16 protein-coding genes and 3 pseudogenes are annotated in these 17,435 nt (G+C 68.9%); 13 read left to right on the plus strand and 6 right to left on the minus strand.

Annotated elements, in window-relative coordinates:
* Positions 1-679 precede the first annotated feature (679 nt).
* From ACFYYR_RS31200 to ACFYYR_RS31225, 6 genes and pseudogenes are all read left to right on the plus strand, one after another.
* Positions 680-1,003 (plus strand): SH3 domain-containing protein, encoded by a 324-nt coding sequence (locus ACFYYR_RS31200; RefSeq protein ID WP_388861136.1) that lies wholly within the window; start codon positions 680-682, stop codon positions 1,001-1,003.
* Positions 1,004-1,123: 120 nt separating this feature from the next.
* A complete protein-coding gene (locus tag ACFYYR_RS31205) occupies positions 1,124-1,276 on the plus strand; it encodes a hypothetical protein (RefSeq protein WP_388861139.1) in 153 nt (50 codons plus the stop codon).
* 181 nt (positions 1,277-1,457) lie between these two features.
* Positions 1,458-1,734: pseudogene (locus ACFYYR_RS31210) on the plus strand (hypothetical protein).
* Positions 1,691-2,211: pseudogene (locus ACFYYR_RS31215) on the plus strand (DUF6879 family protein). The pseudogenes ACFYYR_RS31210 and ACFYYR_RS31215 overlap by 44 nt, the downstream one beginning before the upstream one ends.
* 67 nt (positions 2,212-2,278) lie before the next feature.
* Positions 2,279-2,944 carry a Scr1 family TA system antitoxin-like transcriptional regulator gene (locus tag ACFYYR_RS31220; protein ID WP_388861142.1) on the plus strand — a complete coding sequence of 222 codons (666 nt, stop codon included), beginning with the start codon at positions 2,279-2,281 and terminating at the stop codon, positions 2,942-2,944.
* A gap of 261 nt (positions 2,945-3,205) precedes the next feature.
* Positions 3,206-3,418, plus strand: coding sequence for a hypothetical protein (locus tag ACFYYR_RS31225; protein WP_388861145.1), 213 nt, complete (start codon positions 3,206-3,208; stop codon positions 3,416-3,418).
* A 970-nt stretch (positions 3,419-4,388) separates the two neighbouring features.
* On the opposite strand, the gene ACFYYR_RS31230 is transcribed toward ACFYYR_RS31225, so the two are convergent.
* On the minus strand, positions 4,389-4,580 hold the full coding sequence (locus tag ACFYYR_RS31230) for a hypothetical protein (RefSeq protein WP_388861148.1): 192 nt from the start codon (positions 4,578-4,580) through the stop codon (positions 4,389-4,391).
* 556 nt (positions 4,581-5,136) lie between these two features.
* On the opposite strand from ACFYYR_RS31230, the gene ACFYYR_RS31235 reads away from it, so the two are divergent.
* From ACFYYR_RS31235 to ACFYYR_RS31255, 5 genes are all read left to right on the plus strand, one after another.
* Positions 5,137-5,415, plus strand: coding sequence for a hypothetical protein (locus ACFYYR_RS31235; protein ID WP_388861150.1), 279 nt, complete (start codon positions 5,137-5,139; stop codon positions 5,413-5,415).
* A 1,434-nt stretch (positions 5,416-6,849) separates the two neighbouring features.
* The gene (locus ACFYYR_RS31240; protein ID WP_388861153.1) at positions 6,850-7,212 is read left to right on the plus strand and encodes a hypothetical protein; all 363 of its coding nucleotides are present in this window, start codon (positions 6,850-6,852) and stop codon (positions 7,210-7,212) included.
* A gap of 366 nt (positions 7,213-7,578) precedes the next feature.
* The gene (locus ACFYYR_RS31245; protein ID WP_388861156.1) at positions 7,579-7,932 is read left to right on the plus strand and encodes a helix-turn-helix transcriptional regulator; all 354 of its coding nucleotides are present in this window, start codon (positions 7,579-7,581) and stop codon (positions 7,930-7,932) included.
* An 844-nt stretch (positions 7,933-8,776) separates the two neighbouring features.
* Positions 8,777-9,241 carry a hypothetical protein gene (locus ACFYYR_RS31250; RefSeq protein ID WP_388861159.1) on the plus strand — a complete coding sequence of 155 codons (465 nt, stop codon included), beginning with the start codon at positions 8,777-8,779 and terminating at the stop codon, positions 9,239-9,241.
* Positions 9,241-9,831 (plus strand): transcriptional regulator, encoded by a 591-nt coding sequence (locus ACFYYR_RS31255; RefSeq protein ID WP_388861162.1) that lies wholly within the window; start codon positions 9,241-9,243, stop codon positions 9,829-9,831. The genes ACFYYR_RS31250 and ACFYYR_RS31255 overlap by 1 nt, the downstream gene beginning before the upstream one ends.
* 152 nt (positions 9,832-9,983) lie before the next feature.
* Here the strand turns inward: ACFYYR_RS31255 and ACFYYR_RS31260 are convergent, their stop codons facing one another.
* The gene (locus ACFYYR_RS31260) at positions 9,984-10,319 is read right to left on the minus strand and encodes a hypothetical protein (protein WP_388861165.1); all 336 of its coding nucleotides are present in this window, start codon (positions 10,317-10,319) and stop codon (positions 9,984-9,986) included.
* A gap of 802 nt (positions 10,320-11,121) precedes the next feature.
* Here ACFYYR_RS31260 and ACFYYR_RS31265 point away from each other — a divergent pair.
* Positions 11,122-11,580 (plus strand): nucleotidyltransferase domain-containing protein, encoded by a 459-nt coding sequence (locus tag ACFYYR_RS31265; RefSeq protein ID WP_388861168.1) that lies wholly within the window; start codon positions 11,122-11,124, stop codon positions 11,578-11,580.
* On the opposite strand, the gene istB is transcribed toward ACFYYR_RS31265, so the two are convergent.
* Both istB and istA read right to left on the minus strand, forming a co-directional pair.
* Entirely contained in the window at positions 11,577-12,347 is a 771-nt protein-coding gene (gene istB, locus ACFYYR_RS31270; RefSeq protein ID WP_388861171.1) for an IS21-like element helper ATPase IstB, read from the minus strand. The two genes, ACFYYR_RS31265 and istB, sit on opposite strands and share 4 nt — an antisense overlap.
* Positions 12,344-13,943: pseudogene (istA, locus tag ACFYYR_RS31275) on the minus strand (IS21 family transposase). Before istA ends, istB begins: the two are co-directional and overlap by 4 nt.
* Positions 13,944-14,535: 592 nt before the next feature.
* Here istA and ACFYYR_RS31280 point away from each other — a divergent pair.
* Positions 14,536-14,730, plus strand: a complete 195-nt coding sequence (locus ACFYYR_RS31280; RefSeq protein WP_388861173.1) for a hypothetical protein — start codon at positions 14,536-14,538, stop codon at positions 14,728-14,730.
* 543 nt (positions 14,731-15,273) lie between these two features.
* On the opposite strand, the gene ACFYYR_RS31285 is transcribed toward ACFYYR_RS31280, so the two are convergent.
* Both ACFYYR_RS31285 and ACFYYR_RS31290 read right to left on the minus strand, forming a co-directional pair.
* Positions 15,274-16,050 carry a hypothetical protein gene (locus tag ACFYYR_RS31285; protein WP_388861176.1) on the minus strand — a complete coding sequence of 259 codons (777 nt, stop codon included), beginning with the start codon at positions 16,048-16,050 and terminating at the stop codon, positions 15,274-15,276.
* Positions 16,051-16,092: 42 nt separating this feature from the next.
* The gene (locus ACFYYR_RS31290) at positions 16,093-17,181 is read right to left on the minus strand and encodes a hypothetical protein (RefSeq protein ID WP_388861179.1); all 1,089 of its coding nucleotides are present in this window, start codon (positions 17,179-17,181) and stop codon (positions 16,093-16,095) included.
* Positions 17,182-17,435 lie beyond the last annotated feature (254 nt).

Raw genomic sequence — 17,435 nt, forward strand, 5'->3', positions numbered from 1 at the left:
CACCCCCCAGGTCATCCCTTCGACAGGGGGCAACAGTCATACCGGGCCCGGAGGCCAGCGGCCCTCTTGCAGGACCACGAAGAACATAACGGGGGGGGGAGTCGGTCCGCGTTGGCGCGCACCTCGTCGGCGACCACCCGCGAGGCCCCGGCGAGGAGGCGACCGATCTGAGCGACGTCGTCGGCCGGTACGTCCTGCGGTGAGGACCAGGGCAGCGTCGTGCGCACCACCTGCTCATGCCTCTCCCGGTCGGGCGGGAGCTTACTCAGGCCGACACACCGGGCTCCGGCACACGATCGAGGGGTAACTCCCGGGTAGGCATTGCCCCACCACCGGTGCGGCGTGGTGGCGACTCAGCGGCTGTCAGTGAGGGATCGACTGGATGAGAAGTGCGTGCATGGGCTTGGTGGAGTGAGGGCGCATGACCTCCAGCCAGCTCTTCGCCTGGCGGGTGCGGGTGTGTCGGCGGGCGGGTTCGGCGGAATCTCACCCGGCACGGGCTCGGAGCCCTTCTATGTGGAGGGTAGGTGAAGTACGCCCACTGGCGACAGTCGGCCGATGCCGCACGGATATGGTCGAGCTGACCAGCATGAACTGTGTGGTGCGGAACGAATGTTGATGCGCCGCGCTCTGTACCCGAAAGGGAATCGTCTTGCGACAGTCTCTACTCCGGCGAGGGTTGACCACCCTCGCCGCGACCGCCGTCCTGGCCAGTGGCGCGATGGCCATGGCGCCGGCTGCCGGGGCCGTCGGCTCCTCAAAGTGCAACTCGAACTTCAGCAACACCGACTTCGATGTACTCAAGAGCAACGCCAGCCTGCGCACCGGCCCCAGCAGCAACTACTCCTCGAAGGGGCACCTGGCCAAGTACACGAAGTTCTACTACTACTGCGAATACACCACCAAGAGCACCAGCTGGTACTACGGCAAGATCCTCACCGGAGCTCACAAGGGCACCAAGGGCTGGGTCTACGCCAAGTACATAGGCCTCAGGAAGCCGTAACCGCTGCGGCGACTGCCTGAACGAGGGGGCCGACGACCATGGGGCGTCGGCCCCCTCATCTCCCAAGGCCTGTACCACTGCGGACACGACGGTGATCGAGGCGTCGGGGAGCACCGGCTGGTGCGGGGCGCTGACCGCTTCCAGGTGTGCGCCTGGTCGGGTTCGGTGTACCACAGCACCTCCTGGCAGTTCTGCACGCCCTCGGAGACCAAGTGGTGGATCGCCCGCCGCAGCGGCTCGGGCATCGGAGTGGAGTCCATGGCCGCACGCTAGAGGCCTGCGTGCCCGCAATCCGCCGTCGCGGCCCCGTGCTCACCCGTACGGACCAGAGTCGCTCCCAGCCCGCTGGACGCCACCGCGTCCCCGGCAGGGCAGAGGCTCTTGACGCCGGTCCCGGCCTGCGGGACGGTCTGTGCGCGCAACTATGCGCAACCACGTCGCAGGGGAGAGTGCCATGACGTTACGGTTCGTCGGGATCGACCCGAACACCGGAGGCGAGGGATCGCCGACGGTGTGTGGAAGAGGAGAGCGCGGATCTGGTCCTCCAGGGTGAGGAGGCTGATGAACTCCTCAGGACCCGGATCGGCTCTACTCAGTGGGTGCCCGGCCACAGGGCGGGGATCCCTGCCCACAAGCGGGTGATCCGGATTCCGGCCCGCACGGTGTCGATTCTGAGGGAGGCGTGTGATGCCGCTGAACGCGCTGCAGCTGGACACCGCGACGTTCGCTGAGCTGCTGGCCGACACCCACCACACGGCCGTGCATCTGGAGATGCGCGACGTCTACGCGGTCGGCGACGAACGGGAGGACTTCGAGACCTTCCTGCGCACCGGCGTCCCGAACCTGGATCCGGGCCGCTCGTCAAGGACGCGGTCGCTCGCGGCCTGGTGATGCGCCGCGCGCGGATCGTCTCCGAGCCGGTCACCGACTACATCCGCTATGAGCACGCCATCACCCCGCTCAACCTCCAGGCCGGAGAGGACGTGCGCTGGCTGCCCTGCAGCCGTGCCTCCGACATCTCGCTGCCTGGCAACGACTTCTGGCTCCTGGACGGCCGCGTCGTGCAGTTCCACCACTTCACCGGCACCGGCGACTGGGCGATGGACGGGAAGGAACGCACCGCCGACCCAGCCGCGGTCGCGCTGTGCGCGACGGCGTTCGAGACGGTGTGGGAGCGCGGCGTCCCGCACGAGAAGTACACCGCCTAGGCCCCTGAGCAGCCCCCATGCCTGCCTCCCCATCGTCCAGCGCCAAGGAGCCCGCGAGGCGCTCGCGGTGCGTCTGCAGCACCTGCGCAAGGATGCCGGCCTCACCGGGAAGGAACTCTCCGCCCGGTGCGGCTGGCACCCCGCGAAGACCACCCGCATCCAAAAGGGCGACGCCCCGCCCTCGGATGCGGATATCCGCACCTGGTGCGCGGCCTGCAATGCGGACGACCAGGCCGAGGACCTGATCGCCACCGCCCGCGCGGTCGACTCCATGAACCTGGAGTGGCGCCGCCTGCACCGCACCGGCATGCGCAAGGTCCAGCAGGACGAGAACACCCTGCACGAGCGCACCCGCGTCTGCCGGGTCTACGTCTCCAACGTCCCGCCCGGCTTCTTCCAGCCCCCCGGCTTCGCCACCGCCCTCATGGAGCAGATCACCGAGTTCCAGGGCACCCCCAACGACGTCACCGAAGCGGTCGCCGCCCGCATCACCCGCTCCCGGTTCCTCTACGAGGGCGGACACCGCTACGTCGTCCTCATGGAAGAGTCCGTCCTGCGCTACCGCACCGCCGCCCCCGACGCCATACGCGGTCAGCTCCGCCATCTCCTGGCCGTGAGGCAGCCGCGTGAACTGGGCGACTATGCCCGCGCGTTCAACCGCCTGGCATCCATGGCTGTCCACGGTGATGCCGCCCGCGCCCTCATCCGGGCCGCGCTCGACGCCCTGGAGTGAACCTCCGCAATTCCCCGCAATTTCGTTGAAGCCCGGGCCGTCGCCTCCGTAGCGTCAGGGAACCGACGCTCCAGCAAGGAGACGGCACATGGGCTCACGACTGCCTGCCACTCGCACTCCATACGGCCGCGGACTTCAACCGCCCGGTCACGGTGTCCCTTCCCCGGCCCTCCAGGTCCGTGCTCAGCAAGGCCTTGCCCGCTTCCTCGCACGAACCGACGCCAGTCGGCGGCCCGGCCGCAGCGACGAGCAGAGGCCTCGATGAGCCGCAGGTATACGGTCCTGCACGACCCCGCCGGACTCCTCGAAGGCGAACTCGCCCTCGACCGCAGCGCCCATGAGCACCTGGCCGAAGCGGTCCTCGCGTGGGCCGGCGACCCCGGCCTGGCCCCCGCGGACCTCCAGCAGATCGCCCTGCAGCTGACCGGCGCCGCCCGGGCCGCGGCCGCCGACGCCCGCCGCGCAGCCAACTAGCTCCCCGCCGGCCACCCCGCCCGCGCCCTCGCCGAAGCCGCCCGGCGCCTGACGGTCACCGCGCACGGCACCGCGCGCTGCGCCCAGGACCGGGCCCGCCTGCTCCACGCCCTCTACGAGCGCCTGGACCACCTCGCCAAGGTCGCACCCCCGCCCGCCAGGGCGCTCTGAGACCGCCGCGCCCCCGGAGCGACCACGGATCCCCGGGGGCGCGGCACCCGGTACCACCCCCGTGGCCCGGCCGGGCCACGGGGGCCGCAGCGCCACCGGCACCGAGAAGGGGCACCCACCATGAACACCGCAGGCACCGCAACGATTGCCGTGCCAGGTGTACGCGCTGCAGGCCGACGGTCCGATCTCCGGCTGTCCGCCGTGACATGGCCGGGAAGCCAGTACTTGTGTCAGTGGGGGGTGGTATAGGCAGGCTGTCGTAGAGGGCTTAGAGGATTAGATGGCGCTTTATGGCATTTAGCGGTCCGGGCGTATGTACGGGTGCACGTGCATCTGGAATCGCGCCGGGGACGAGTGGGGCCAGTGGTGCTTATTGATGCCAGAATGTGAGGCGTTGGCCATTGGTTCCGACTCCCCCGACTCGGACGGGAGTTGGAATCCCATCCTCACGGGTGTGAAGTGCGTCACAGTGTGCGTTGGATGTGGCACGAGGAAGGGCTGATCGCAGTTGGTGAGCTCAGGAATGCGGCACGAGGAGGGGCTCGCCACGGTAGTTGGCGGGCCCAAGGCGTGACGCAAGTAATGGCGCTTCTCGCCGGGAGCGAGAGAAGATGGCAGAGTTCCCCGGGGAGGCGTGATGCAGAGATCACACCCCGGTGTGTGCGTGCTCGCATGCGCGGAAGACGTGCGACATGAAGGTAGCTCCGCCCCAGAGTGCTTGGTAGGCGCGGGACGGAGCTACCGGACCAATCGCAGACCGTGGCCCCGGTCGGCTCCACCCGGCCGGGGTCCACAGTCCTCAGAACCAGTGGCGCGTGAGGAAGTCCCACACGCGGAGCCCGGCACCAAGGGCCGAAACCGCCTGCAGAACAACCTTGCCCACGTTGACCACCTTGCCGGCGGCCTCGGCCGCTCGCGTTCCGACGACGATCGCGGTCTTGCGCTGGCCCGCCTGGCCGGACTCCTCGTGGGAGCCGTTTTCGGAGGCCATCCGGGCCTTCCTCCTCTCCGGACGCCCATGCTCATGACGCCCGGGGGCGCCATGAACCTTGTCTCAACATCCGGTACGAAGGTTGGTGTTGAGCATGCTACTCGCGGTTGTCGACAACTACGATCAGAGTCAGAAGAGGCAGCGGTAGGAACCGACAGACCATCACGGCACCGCGTGCCGTGTCGCGTTGGAGGTGCAGACCACCTCAGTCCCGCAGCCTGCGGAAACACCCCCAGGTGCCGGGCCCGGGAAATGTGACGGCGTGCCACCTACTTAGCTAATGCAACGCACATCACACCCAAGGCCGTCACTGGCAGTCCGATACGACCATCCGCAGGTGTGCTAAAGCGATCATGTGGATAGTCGCAACCGCAGGTCAACGTCCGCGACCACCGTCAACCCAGGGCTGACCGGCCAGCGGGCCGACGAGTAGCGATCCGAGAGAAACCCGGATCCGACAGCAGCCCAGCTACATCCTGAGGGCCCGACGTCGGCACGGCCGGGGCCGGCGGCGCCCCGGGACGTGCTGTCGGTGGCGGCTGAAACGCTGAACGCCATGAACGACGACGATGAGCAGCAGCTGCTCCGCGGCCGGGTCTACGGACACGACCATGACGACTCCGACACCGGCCCGGGCCCCGGGCGGACCTACGTCGAGCTGGTCGGCGGTCCGCTGGACGGGCTGCTCCTGGACGTCACGGGCTGGACGACGGACGAGCTCGGCGCCGGTGCCGCCCTGCCCACCGACCTCGGGCAATTCCACGGCGGCCGCGCGCTGTATGACCCGCGCCCCGGCGAGGCAGGGCGCTTCTACTGGTCCGGCGATACGCCCTGACCTGCTGTACCCCTGGTCGTTCGGTGATCGAGATAGCAGGCTCTGCCACCCCGGTGAAAGGAGCCGAACCATGGCCGATGGGCCGGAGATCGAACGCGTCGACTTCACCGACTGCCGCGCCCTGCCGGGCCCTCGACGAGCAGGCCGCCGCGCAGGTCGGGCATTGCGATGTCCCGCTACGCGGCCTGCTCGACGTCCGTGACAGTCATGGATGCGGACCGCGTGGAACCCCTCAGATGCTGCCGCTCGGCTGCGTCATGCAGTCGGCCAAAGGGCCGACTCGAAGTGTGTGGCGCTGACCAGCAAGAAAGACTGCTCGGAGAGCGGGTTAGGAGATTCCTCCCAACCCGACGGTTGCGCGGCGAGGAGCTGAGGAGATGGGTAGTGAGCGGCTATGTCGAAGCGCCAGAGCAGGGCTGCAGCGGGCGAAAGGGAGGGCTGCAGCCGCTGAACAGCGTCTGAGCGCACAGGAGCGTGAGCTCGCAGCCCTGCGCGCGTCGGGGGCGGCCCCGGAAGTGATCAAGGTCAAGGAGAACAGCGTGGAGCTCGCCCGCTCCGGGCGGAATGCTGCTCAAGACGAGGTGGAGGCTTGGGAGGAAATGGTCAGGGAAACATGCGAGGGACCGGACACATAGAGCTTGAAGGTGCCTGTGCCACGACTCGATGCCGAGACGGTGCTGGACGATCCGCGCTGGGTTGAGTGGCGGGACGGCCCCCGCATCGTTTCACCAGCACCGCCTGAGCCGGCCCGGCCCCCGGCCCCCGGCCACCTGCTCCCAGGGCGGCAGCTCGGCGGGACGCTCTGTCGTTGCTGCGCGTGTCCTGCCGCTGCTTGGGGCCTGGTCCGGTCTTGAGCCTCCAGGGCGAACGCCCTGGAGGCTCTGCCCGCACGGGAAGGGAACGGGCCGGGCAGGTGTGGCACGCGTCGCCGGGACGTGCCACTGATCGCATCCTGCCCCCTGGCTGCCCACCGGGCCTCGCCGCCACGGCCGGGCCGGGGCCTGCTGTCACCCGTACGGTTTCCGTTCCCCGGAGCACCGCGTGAGGACAGCCGTGCTCCGCGCGGGCCGGGTTGGTGTGAGGGCCCCTGCGAGGCAGGCGTGAGCAGGGGGCCCTCGGCGTGCTTCCCCGGGGGACGGGCGGTGCACGCGTCTCCCGGACAACGACCCCGGCCGTGGCCGGGACACGGGCGGCCCCGCCCGCTGCCCCAGGAGCCGGATCCGGTGTCTGTTGCCCCGGCCCGGAGCGGGATCCTGGGGTGGGATGTCGTGGCGTCCTAACCGGTCGCCAGGCGTTGTTGTCCATACCGAATCAGCGGCTCCGTGATACCAGCCGCGGTGGCGGCCCCTGGCCTGCACGCGCGAGGCTGACGGCCCCGGGCGAGGGCCGCCGCTGACCCGTACATTCCCGCCGGGCCGGGCGTACGGTCGAGACATGGCCGGGCGGGAGCGCCGGTGCGCGCACTGCTGGAAGCCGTTGCGGGCCACCGCCCGCAGCGACGCCCGGTTCTGCTCGAAGGCGTGCAAGGCCGCCGAGCGCCGGTGGCGCCGGCACTTCCTGGAGGCCGTCGCCACCGGCCTGTGGTACACCCAGGGCATCGAGACCCAGCACATTGTCCGGTGCCCGGCGTGCGGCCGGCGGTTCGCCCGCGGCCACGGACACCGCCGAGACGCGGTCTACTGCTCGCACGCCTGCCGACAGGCCGCGCACCGGGCACGTCACCGCGCCCAGCGGGTACACGAAGACGTCACGCGTGACGGGTCCGTGTACCCAGTCCAGGCTGCTGACCAGCGCTGACCCCCTGGTCGTAATGGTGGCGGACCCATGACCTCGCCAGCGGTTACGGCTGGCGGTGCGGTGCGGGCGGCGGGTCGCCGCACTCCTCGGCCAGGGCCTCGGCCACCGACCGCGCCCGGCCGGCCCGGTCGTCGGCGTCCTGCGCGAGGTAGCGCGATGCCTCGTCTCCGGTGCGTCGACGAGCCGGTGCAGCAGGGCCGCCCGGCGCTCCAGGTAGCCCAGCCGTCCGTCGGCGTCGTTGAGCAGGTCCCCCGTAGACCGCAGTCGCGGCCCTGTGCTCACCCGGACTTGTCGAACAACAAAACGATGCCTAATAACTGCCTAATCTGCTCCCATTTCTTGCCTAGTGTGGTGTAGGTTGGGGGTATGAGTGATGAGCAAATCGACAGCGTGGAAGCCTTGTTGGAGGAGGCGCGGCTGACGGCGCGGATGCCGGGGCCGGCGGAGCGGCTGCGTCTGCGGCAGGCGGCTGATCTCTCGCGTGCTCAGGTTGCGGCGGCGGTGGGGGTGGGCCGTCAGACGATCGCCAACTGGGAGGAGGGGACCAGTACTCCGCAGCCGCCCGGGCGGGCGAAGTACCTGCGTCTCCTGGAGGGCCTGGCCCAGCTTCACCCCGCCCCCGCCGAAGCGCCCGGCGCGGTCCCGCACGAGTCCGCGGTGCACGCGTTCGCTGAGCCGCAGACGGCGCGGGACGCGGAGGGCAGGGCTGTTCAGGGTTGAGCCCGGGCCGTGTGTCCGCTGCGGCGCCGTGACCCCGTTCAAGGCCACCGACGCGGCCGTTCCCTGCACGTCGGTGCCATGTGCCAGCCCCCCGCCCCCGCTGCTGAGGCCCCGGCACCCGGCCCCGGCACACTCCCTGCGGCAGCCACCCCGGCCCGGCTGCTCCGGCTTCGCTCACCCAGACCCCGGCGCCCGCCTCGCCTCCCGCCCCGTCCTCGCCTTCCCATGCTCCGGCGGCTCCCGCACCGGCTCCGGCTGCTCCGGCTCAGTCTCCGTCTCCGGTGCCGGTGCCGTCGCGTCCGCAGCGCCGTGCGAAGTCGGCGGCTCGTGCCCAGGCGGAGACCACCGGTCTGATCGCCCGCGCGGTCGATGAGGAGCTTCAGCGCGCGAAGGGCGACACTGAGGCCGCATTGAAGGCCCTGGTCAAGCGCGCGATCCCCGACGTCATGACGATGTTCGAGGAGACGCGGGCGACGGCCCTGCTACACCTACACCGCCTACCCGGCCCTGCCGGACATCCTGCACAAGCCCTCGAAGAAGGAGCCGGACCAGATCTGGGAGGCCCGTCCCAACTTCCGTCACCCCGGCTACTCCTTCAAGGCCGGCGGGGACATCGCGGTGACCGCCCTGGACGTCAACGCCGCCTACCTCTCCGCGTTGAAGTGCTGGCTGCCGATCGGCAAGCTGGAGCACACCACCGGCGCCGAAGGCGTGGACTCCAAGCGTTCGGGGCGTTCACCTGATCACCCCCGCCGGCTGGCGCCATCCGCATCTGCCCGACCCTCTCGGCGACCGTGATGAGCCCGGCACGCTGTGGGTCACCGACGCCACCCTCCGGCTCCTTATGCGTCTGTCCGGGCCGAAGTACGGGCTGGCCGAGGCGCCCGAAATTCACGAGTCGTGGACGTCGGGGGCGACGGAGAACTTCCTCGACGCGCTGCGCAAGACCCTCACCGCCGCGCGGGAGGACGCCATCGCCCGGGAGGACACCGTCACCGCGGAGTACATCAAGGCCATGTACTCGAAGTTCATCTCCACGATGGGCGAGTCGATCCACAACCGGGACATGGTCCGCCCCGACTGGATGCACATCATCCACAGCCAGGCCTACGCCAACCTCTGGGGCCAGGCGTACAAGGCCCATCAGGCCGGGCTGGAGGTCATCGCGATGATGGGCACCGACGAGCTGCACGTCACCGGCGACTGGCGCACCGTCTTCTCCGAGGGCCGCAGCGTCGCCCAGATGAAGATCAAGCACAGCGACGCCAAGGCCTCGGGTGAATACACCGTCGGGCGGGTGAGCCGCTGATGGCCGGCACCGCACAAGGCCGCTGGAGGAACCTGGGCGCCTACCGGGCCCGCGGACTGCCCGGCTGGGCCGCGCTGGCCGAAGGCCTCGACCGCATGGTCACCGGCATCGAATCACCCGTGGACTCCGAGCGGGGCCTGGCCGCCCGCCTGCGCTACCTCACCGCTTCCGACGCGGGGTATGAGGCGATGGACCGTGCGGGCATCCATGTCCGGCCCCGGACCCTGATCGCCTGGCTCGCCGAGGAACGCACCCCTACCCGGGCCAACCTCGCGCGTCTGGACGCCGCCTACTGGGACCTGCGCCGCCGCAACGTCGTCGCCGACCTCAAGCGCCGGCTGAACAACCGCGGCCGCGGCACCCGCATCGAGATCGACCCGGTCGACCAGTCCCAGGTCGACCGCCGCCACCAACGCGATCTGGAGACGCGCGACATCAACGTCCGCGGCAGCATCTGGGACCGCGCGGTCGACGCCTGGATCGCCGGCGACCGTGAGGAGCTGGACGCGATCTGGGACGAGATCATCCAGGCCCTCGGCACCGACTGGGACGGCTACACCTTCGTCTCCTCCGTCGGCTGGGCCGCCTGACACCCCACCCGCACAGGCGAAGGGCCCGGAGTCACTCCAATTGACTCCGGGCCGTTCGCCATCACGGTAACCCCATGGGCGTAGCCTCGTGCTGCCGCCGCCGGAGCCACGCTTCCGGCGCTGACGAGGCCCCCTCTTGCCCCTGATGGAGGTCAGTTCCCGATCTCGGCCCATCCATAGGAGAGCGAAGAGTTCACCGAGGTGCAGTACGCGTAGGACCAGGTGCCGCTGCCGACCCGCTTCCACTGGCCGGGCACGGTCCGGCCGTTCTTGCACTTCGCCATGGCCCGGAAGTAGCGGTTGCCGTCTGCGTAGCTGCAGTAGGTGCCGAAGGTGTTGGAGTCGGGCCACCGCTGACAGTCGGGTGCTGCGTTCGCCGTGCTCGCGGTTGCCTCCGCCGGTGCGGCGGAGGCGGCGTTCGCGGCCATGGGCTGCACCGCCAGTACGGCGAGGAGGGCACTGCCCGTGAGGATGCGTCGGATGTTCACAGCTTCTCCCTGGTCTCGTTCATGGACTCGTCGCCGCGCCGGCGACAGGACTGTGCGGCCTTGCTGCGTGTGGTCGTCAGCCTCGCTGCGTTCTCGACCGTGCAGTGAGACCAACTCGTGGGCGGATCCGCTTCGATGCCCACATGGGTGTCACCGGTGGGCCGAACCCTCTTGAGACCGCCTCGGTGCTGACAGTGGCAGCTCTTCGGGTGACGTTCCACGCGTTGACCGTGTCCCGGACAACCTGGAGGTTGTCCGGGCTGGTCAGGGCCTTGTCCGGACGGCATCCCGGACAGCGAGGACATGGCGAAATCAGTCTTCCCGCTCGCCGCTGGTGCTGGAGACCCGCAACACCAAGGTTCACGGCGTGTGGCACGCCGCGGTCGAGGCCTGGATCGTCGGCGATGGACAGGCCCTGGACGCCGTCTGGGACGCCGGGACCGGCCGGGCAATGGCTACCGCCACGCGGCGCTCCGCCAGCCCATGGACGAACGTGTCGTTCCCCGCGGGCTCGACCCGCCCGTCGGGCCTTCGATAGAGGGCGCCGGCATCCCGCGTCATCCGCTCTCCTCCCGGTCGGCTGCCGCATAGGGTGGCCGGAGTGATCACGCTGCCCCCTGCACCGCACCAAGGGTCCCGGCGTCCTGGGCGCCACCCCTGAGCGGCCGAGCGGTCCCTTCGGCCGCTGGCCCGACCTCGGTGTGGACGCTCACGAATTTCCCCAGGGCTGAGTTCACGTAATTCCCCAGGTCCTGAAACGCCGTAGCATGGCCAGGCACCAACTATGGCAAGGGGCATTACGGTGGTTCGTGACGATCAGGCTGCGAGTTTTCCAGCTGCGCTGTCGCCGGAGCGGATCGCCGAGATCGCCGAGGTCATCGGTCGCGTCACCCGCTGGGCGAGGGGTCGCGAAGACATCGTCGGTCTGCTTCTGGTCGGATCATGTGCTCGCAACGCTGCGCGACCCGACTCCGACATCGACATCGTTCTGCTCACCACGGACGAGTCCCGATATCTCCTCGACGACGCCTGGGCCATGGAGCTCGGGCTGGGCGAACTGATCCGCGCTCAGTCGTGGGGAGCGATCACGGAACGACGCTATTCCACGGCCTCTGGCCTGGAAGTTGAGATGGGCATCGGCTCTCCGACCTGGGCAAAGATCGATCCCGTCGATCCTGGAACACAGCGCGTCGTTACTGATGGCGCCCGCTTGCTGCACGACCCAGCAGGCATCCTCGCCGACCTTCTCGCCTCCTGCTAGGTGATTGGTTTACCGGGCTTGTCGATGGGGTTCTTGGGGCGCTTGTTCGGACGATAGCTGGGCCCGTTCATGATGACCTGGTGGCTGGTGTTGATGAGCCGGTCAAGGAGGGACTCGGCGACGACGGGGTTGGGGAAGAGGGGATACCAGTCGCTGGGCGCCCTGTTGCTGGTGATGATCAGCGAGCGGCCCTGCCGCTCGGATACGAGTTCGTAGAGGTCGTCGGCCTGTGCTGCGGACAGCTGGCGCATCGCGAAGTCGTCGAGGATGAGGACGTCGGGACGGACAAGCTCGCGGATCCGTTTCTCCCAGGTGCGGTCTGCGTGGCCGCCGGCGAGGTCGGCGAGGACGCGGCTGGTCTTGGCGAAGCGAACGTGGGCACCCTGGCGGACGGCGAGGTGGCCGAGGGCCTGGGCGATGTGGGTCTTGCCGACTCCGACGGGGCCGAAGAGGATGACCGACTCGCCTGCGTGGAGCCAGCGCAAGGCTCCCAGATCGCGGATCTGGGCGGCGGGCAGTTTCGACGAGGCGGTGAAGTCGAACTCTTCCAGGGTGACCTGCTGCTCGAACTTCGCTCGCTGCAGGCGTCGTTGGAAGGCGACGGTCTCGCGGCGGGTGATCTCGTCCTGACAGAGGACCTGGAGGAAGTCCAGGTGGCCGAGCTCGCCGCCATGTGCCTGGGCGAGGCGGGCGTCGAGGGTTTCCAGCATGCCGGACAGTCGCAGAGCTTTGAGCGACTCTCGCAGGGCGGCGTCCATCACGGTCATCGGGCTTCCACCTCGGCTTCGTCGTGGAGCTGGTCGTCGTGGTCGTCGCCCGTCATGTCGGGGGTCGGAACGGTGGCGAAGAGCCGGGCGGGGCCGTGGAGGAAGGCCGCGGCTCCGGCGTCTCCGCTGGTCTCGGGCTCTGGGTCAGTCTCGGTGCCGGCGATGAGGATGCCCTTGATGGTGCGGTAGGACGGGTTCGCCGACCGCGATGGCCCTCGCGCAGGCGGCTTCCAGCCGCATCTCGCCGTACTTCTTCCGCAGCCCGAGAACCCCCTGGGCCGCGCGGAGCCGATAGAGGACGTTGACCTCCAGCAGGTGGTCGACGACCTCGCGGCAGGCGTCGCCGACCTCGGACGCCTGGCTGCGGCACCAGACCGGCGTCCGCATCTGGAACGCGATCTTCTCCGGCGGATAGTCACTCTTGTCCGTGCGTTTCCCCTGGTCAAGGGCAGTGTGAGTCTTGACGAGCTGGCCTTCGTGGAAGACCTGCACCATCGTGGCTGTGGAGCGGACATCGACCTTGCGGCCGATCAGCTTCCACGGCACCGAGTAGAGGGTGCGGCCGACCTTGATGTGGATGTCCGGGCCGACCGTGGCCGTCGACCAGCGGGCCAGCACAAATGGAGTGGGTGGCAGGGGCAGCAGTTCTGCCGCCTCCAACGCGTCGAACACGGTCATCGGGGCGGCCCCGCCCAGCGGCCGGCACTTCCGCCGCCCGGCGACCTGTTGACTCCAGGTCGTGGCCTCGGCCTGCATGTGTTCGATCGAGGTGAACTCCCGGCCTCGCCAGAACGAGTCGCGGACGTAGGGCATCGGCCGCTCGACCCGGGGCTTGTCCTTGGGCTTCGCCGCCCGGGCCGGATCGACCAACGCGCCGTAGTGGGTGGCGAGTTCGGCATAGGATTTGTTGATCTTCGGGTCGTAGAGATCGGGCTTGTCGACGCCGGTCTTCAGGTTGTCCGGGACGAGCCGGCGCGGGACGCCGCCGAAGTATCGGAAGGCCGCGACGTGCGCTTCGGTCCAGGCATGCTGGTCCAGGTGCAGCACCGGGCGGACGAACATGTGCCGCGAGCACGGCAGGACCATCACGAACGCCCAGACCCGGTGGCGCTTGCCGGTCCGCGGATCGATCCACTGTCCGAGGAAGCCGTAGTCGATCTGAGCCTCCGAGCCGGGCTCGATCTCGTCGCGCAACACGGTGACCTGCGACTTCGCCACTTCGTCCGGCAGCGTCGCATGAACCCAGCGGCGGAACGAGGAGATCGACACCTGCAGCTTGTGCTCGTCACGCAGGCGCTGGTGGATCGTCGAAACAGTCACCGTCCCGAGCAGGCTCTTGATGTAGTCGCGGTGCTGGTCGATGTCCGGCCAGGTCACCTGCCTGAGTCGTCTGTCGATGAGGCCGGGGAACCACTCCTTGATCAGCTTTGACCAGTCGGCCTCGCTCATCGGCGGGCCGCCCGGGCTGATCCCGGCGGCTTCCGCCGGGATCAGGTACTTCCTGACGGTCTTGCGGTCCACCCCCAGTGACGCGGCCAGCTCGCTCTTCGAGCGGCCCGCGTACCAGTGGACGTAGATCTCGGTGATGTCGACCACGACGAACGTTCTCCTCGCCATCCGGGCTGCCCATCGGCCATCCGAACCACGGAACGAGGAACATGAGCAGCTCCGCGACGACCAGGTCCCTCGATCCCGACCTCCGCGCTACCCATGGCCAATTAGGAGAATGCGGGATGGGGAATTACATGACGCTCAAACCGCCCAACCCGGGGAAAAACTTGATCGTCGACAGCCCGAGGACGTCATGCAGATCGCGTTCAGGGAGTTCGCGCTCCTCCTCGACGCCGGCACCGCACGCTCAGCCCTGCGGAACGCTGCTGGAACCGCGCCCACGTAGGCGAGAGCAGTTCTCCCGCGCAGGCGCCCTACCCTGTGAAAACAGCGCGGCCCCGATCCGGGATGACCGGACCGGGGCCACACTGGTGAAGCCGTGGGATACGCGGCGGTGAGGAGCCCGCCGACGGCGCTGGTTGTTCACCGATGCAGACGGTGGCGGGCGCCCCAGGCGAAGGCCAGGCCGTGCAGGAGGGTGTCTTCCAGCTCTCCGTCGCCCCCGTGCCGTGGGCGGACCGGCGGCGGCCTGTGCACGCCGCTCGCTGGACGGTGGCACGGCCGGGGTGGTGATCGCATGACCGAGCTGAGCGGGGTCGACGTCGCGCGCCAGGGCCTGGTCGCCGCCCGGGAAGCGGCGAAGATGAACGGCGGCGTCCGCATCACGAAGCCGTCTCGGCACGCCGGGCATGGCTGTGCGACGAGACGGCCGCGAGCTATTCAACACGCGCTGGCCGCACTGCTGCTGCGGTCGGTGAGCCCGCAGGGATGAGGCGGCAGCCTCGGGCCGGCTGGGCCGAGGGCTCAGCTGTACGTCTTCCTGATGCGACTGCAGTGCTTCGGGTGGTAGATGTCTTTGCCAGTACAGACCCGGTACTTGTAGGGCTTGCATTCCTTGAGGTTGAACAGGACCCTCGTGGACGGGGACCCTTCCCCGACACCTCCGGCTTCACCATCGGCGAACGTCTGCTTGTTCGGACCGGGCAGGTCTCCCCAGACCTGGACGATGGCCTGCCTGCCGTCCTTGTGTTCGTCGTGGATCCATACCACTTCCCGCCAAGCAGGTCTCCGAGGAGGTCTTGAGGAAGCGGATCGACGGACGGAGCTTCACTCCAGACGACCCGAGCAGGATGAACGGGTCCGGAGTGGTGCAAGGCCAAGATCGAGGCATGCACGGTCGCAATGGACACGCTGCCCAGCGACACCCTGTTCCAGGACGGCGAGCTGTCCCCCAAGGAGTTGGCCGACAACGTGCTGACCCACGTCGGCGGGCCCATCGCTGAGTGACAAGCGGGGCCGCGAACCAGCCAGCTCGTCACGCCTGGGTGGGGTCCTTGATGAAGCGGTGCGGGTGGGCGGCCTTGACATACTTCATCGCGGTGTCGGGTGCGATCCCGAAGACGCGCATCAGGTGGACGGGGTCGGCAGTCTCGTGTGCTTCGTCGAGGATCCGGTCAATCCTCAACTTCTGGGGCTGGCAGTCAAGTTGAGTGAAGATCGGCTGGACGCCGTATTTGGCGACCGGTGGCCCGTCTGGGCCGAGGGCGGTGACCTGCGTGACGAACAGATGTGGGTTGGTGCTGTGGGGCCAGCGCTCGTAGCGTTCGCGGAGCCAGTCGGTGAGAAGCTCCAGGGTCAGCTCGTCCAGGTAGACGGTGTGCTTGTCGCCACGACGTCGAGCGATGAGTCGACCGGCCGACCGGTTGAGATCCGTCAGGTGCAGGCGTCGGATCTCCGTCGATCCCAGCGCGTGGATCGCGACCAGGGCGACGACGGCCTTGGCCATCGCGGTCGGCGCCCTGTCCAGCAGGCCGGCGAGGCGGTCGGACGGAATCCGTCGCGGCGTGCGGTTCACGTGGGTGGTGGACACGTTGCGGGCCGGGTCCCGGAAGATGACCCGCTCTCGCTTCAAGGCCCGGAACAGCGATCGCAAGGCGCCGTGGACGCCATGGGCGGGATTGCCGGTGTGTGCGGTGACGGCGTCTTCGACATCTTTTGGTGTGATCTCGCGGAGGCTGTCGATCCGTTTGCCCCAGTTCTGCAGGACGGGGACGTGGTAGTGGGAATAGCGGCGGATGGTGGTCCAGTCCATCGCCGGGGAGGGGCGGCGGCCTTCTCCCCGCATGACGCGGACCTAGACTTTCACCTCGCCGTGTAGGTGATCGGGGATCGTGTCGAGGAGCCGCTCGACGGCGGCTTGTTCGGGGTCGGTCCGCTCCAGCGGGATGAGAAGGCCGCGCTTGCTGAGGAAGGGGACGACGCGTCGACCGCTCCAGCTGGATCCGAACCGGGCGACTTCTCGGACGTCGGCCTCGTGGAGGGGGGCGTCGACGCCGAGCCAGGCGGCGAGGAACCGCAGGGTCCGCAGGTTGACGGCTCGGGCCATGTCTGTCCACTGCTGTTCCTTGGCGAACGTCCAGAATGCCTCAACGAGTTGGGATGCTTGTGGGGTGAGGGCGGGCAGTCGCATGTCCTTCAGGCGGGCCCACTGGCGAGTATGGGTCGAGGCCGAGATCGGGAAGAGTTCCAGTTGTCTGGGGCTGACGAGCATCGCGGAGCGGACGCGGGGATTCTCCCGGGCGATCTTCTCTCTCCGAAGGACGGAACGGCGGCCCTTGTCGCGGCCGTAGTCGCCGGGCCGGGCGTTGTTGAGGCCGGGGGCGTATCCGCCGTACCAGAGCTGTTCGACCACGGGTCCGTCGCCGAGGTGCTCGTAGAGCACTTGGTGGCAGAAGCGGCACTTCCCGTCCTTGAGCGGCCAGGTCCGGCCGCAGCGCTCGCAAGGGGAGGTCGTCCGGCCTGGGTGACGGGCCCACTCGCGGCAGCAGTCGCAGAGTGGTTTGGCGTCTCCGGCCCAGGCAAGGCAGTGTTCGCAGGACACCATATGGCGCCATTCGCGCTGGTAGGCGGACTGGGCGAGGCCAGAGCCGAGACGCCGCCGCAGCAGTCCGGCCTCCTTGAGCACTGAGGCGACCGCGGGCCGCATCCGCGGCAGCTCGGCGATGACGTACTCGTCGACCAGACGCTCTCCGGCCTCCCGGGACGCCAGCGCCAGCATCATCACCTCCGTCACGCTGAACCGCCAGCCGGCACTCAGACCGCGTCGTTCGCGGATTCTCTCGACGGCGTCGAGGACCTCTGCCATCTCGGGGAACGAGCGGTCGGCGATCCGCTGGGCATGCTCACGGGTGAACGTCCGAGACAGCAGGGGAAGCAGGGCCAACTGCCCGACCACCTGGGGCGGACAGACCCGGGAGTCGTCCTGTAGGCCCCGGGCGCCACGGCCGTAGTTCCGCTTCCAGGCATCAGCGGGCGGCAGCCCGACCGGCTGTCGCCGCTTCCGGCAGACGTACCTGTTCGGATTCCGAATGCCCGGCAGCCGCAAGGACAGTTGCAGGTCACGGACCGGCCCAGGCCGACGCCGGACCGCGCGGCGAGTCCACTCAAGATCGGGCAGCAGCCGGATCTGGACAGTGC

Source organism: Streptomyces sp. NPDC001922 (assembly GCF_042891165.1).
GTDB lineage: Bacteria > Actinomycetota > Actinomycetes > Streptomycetales > Streptomycetaceae > Streptomyces.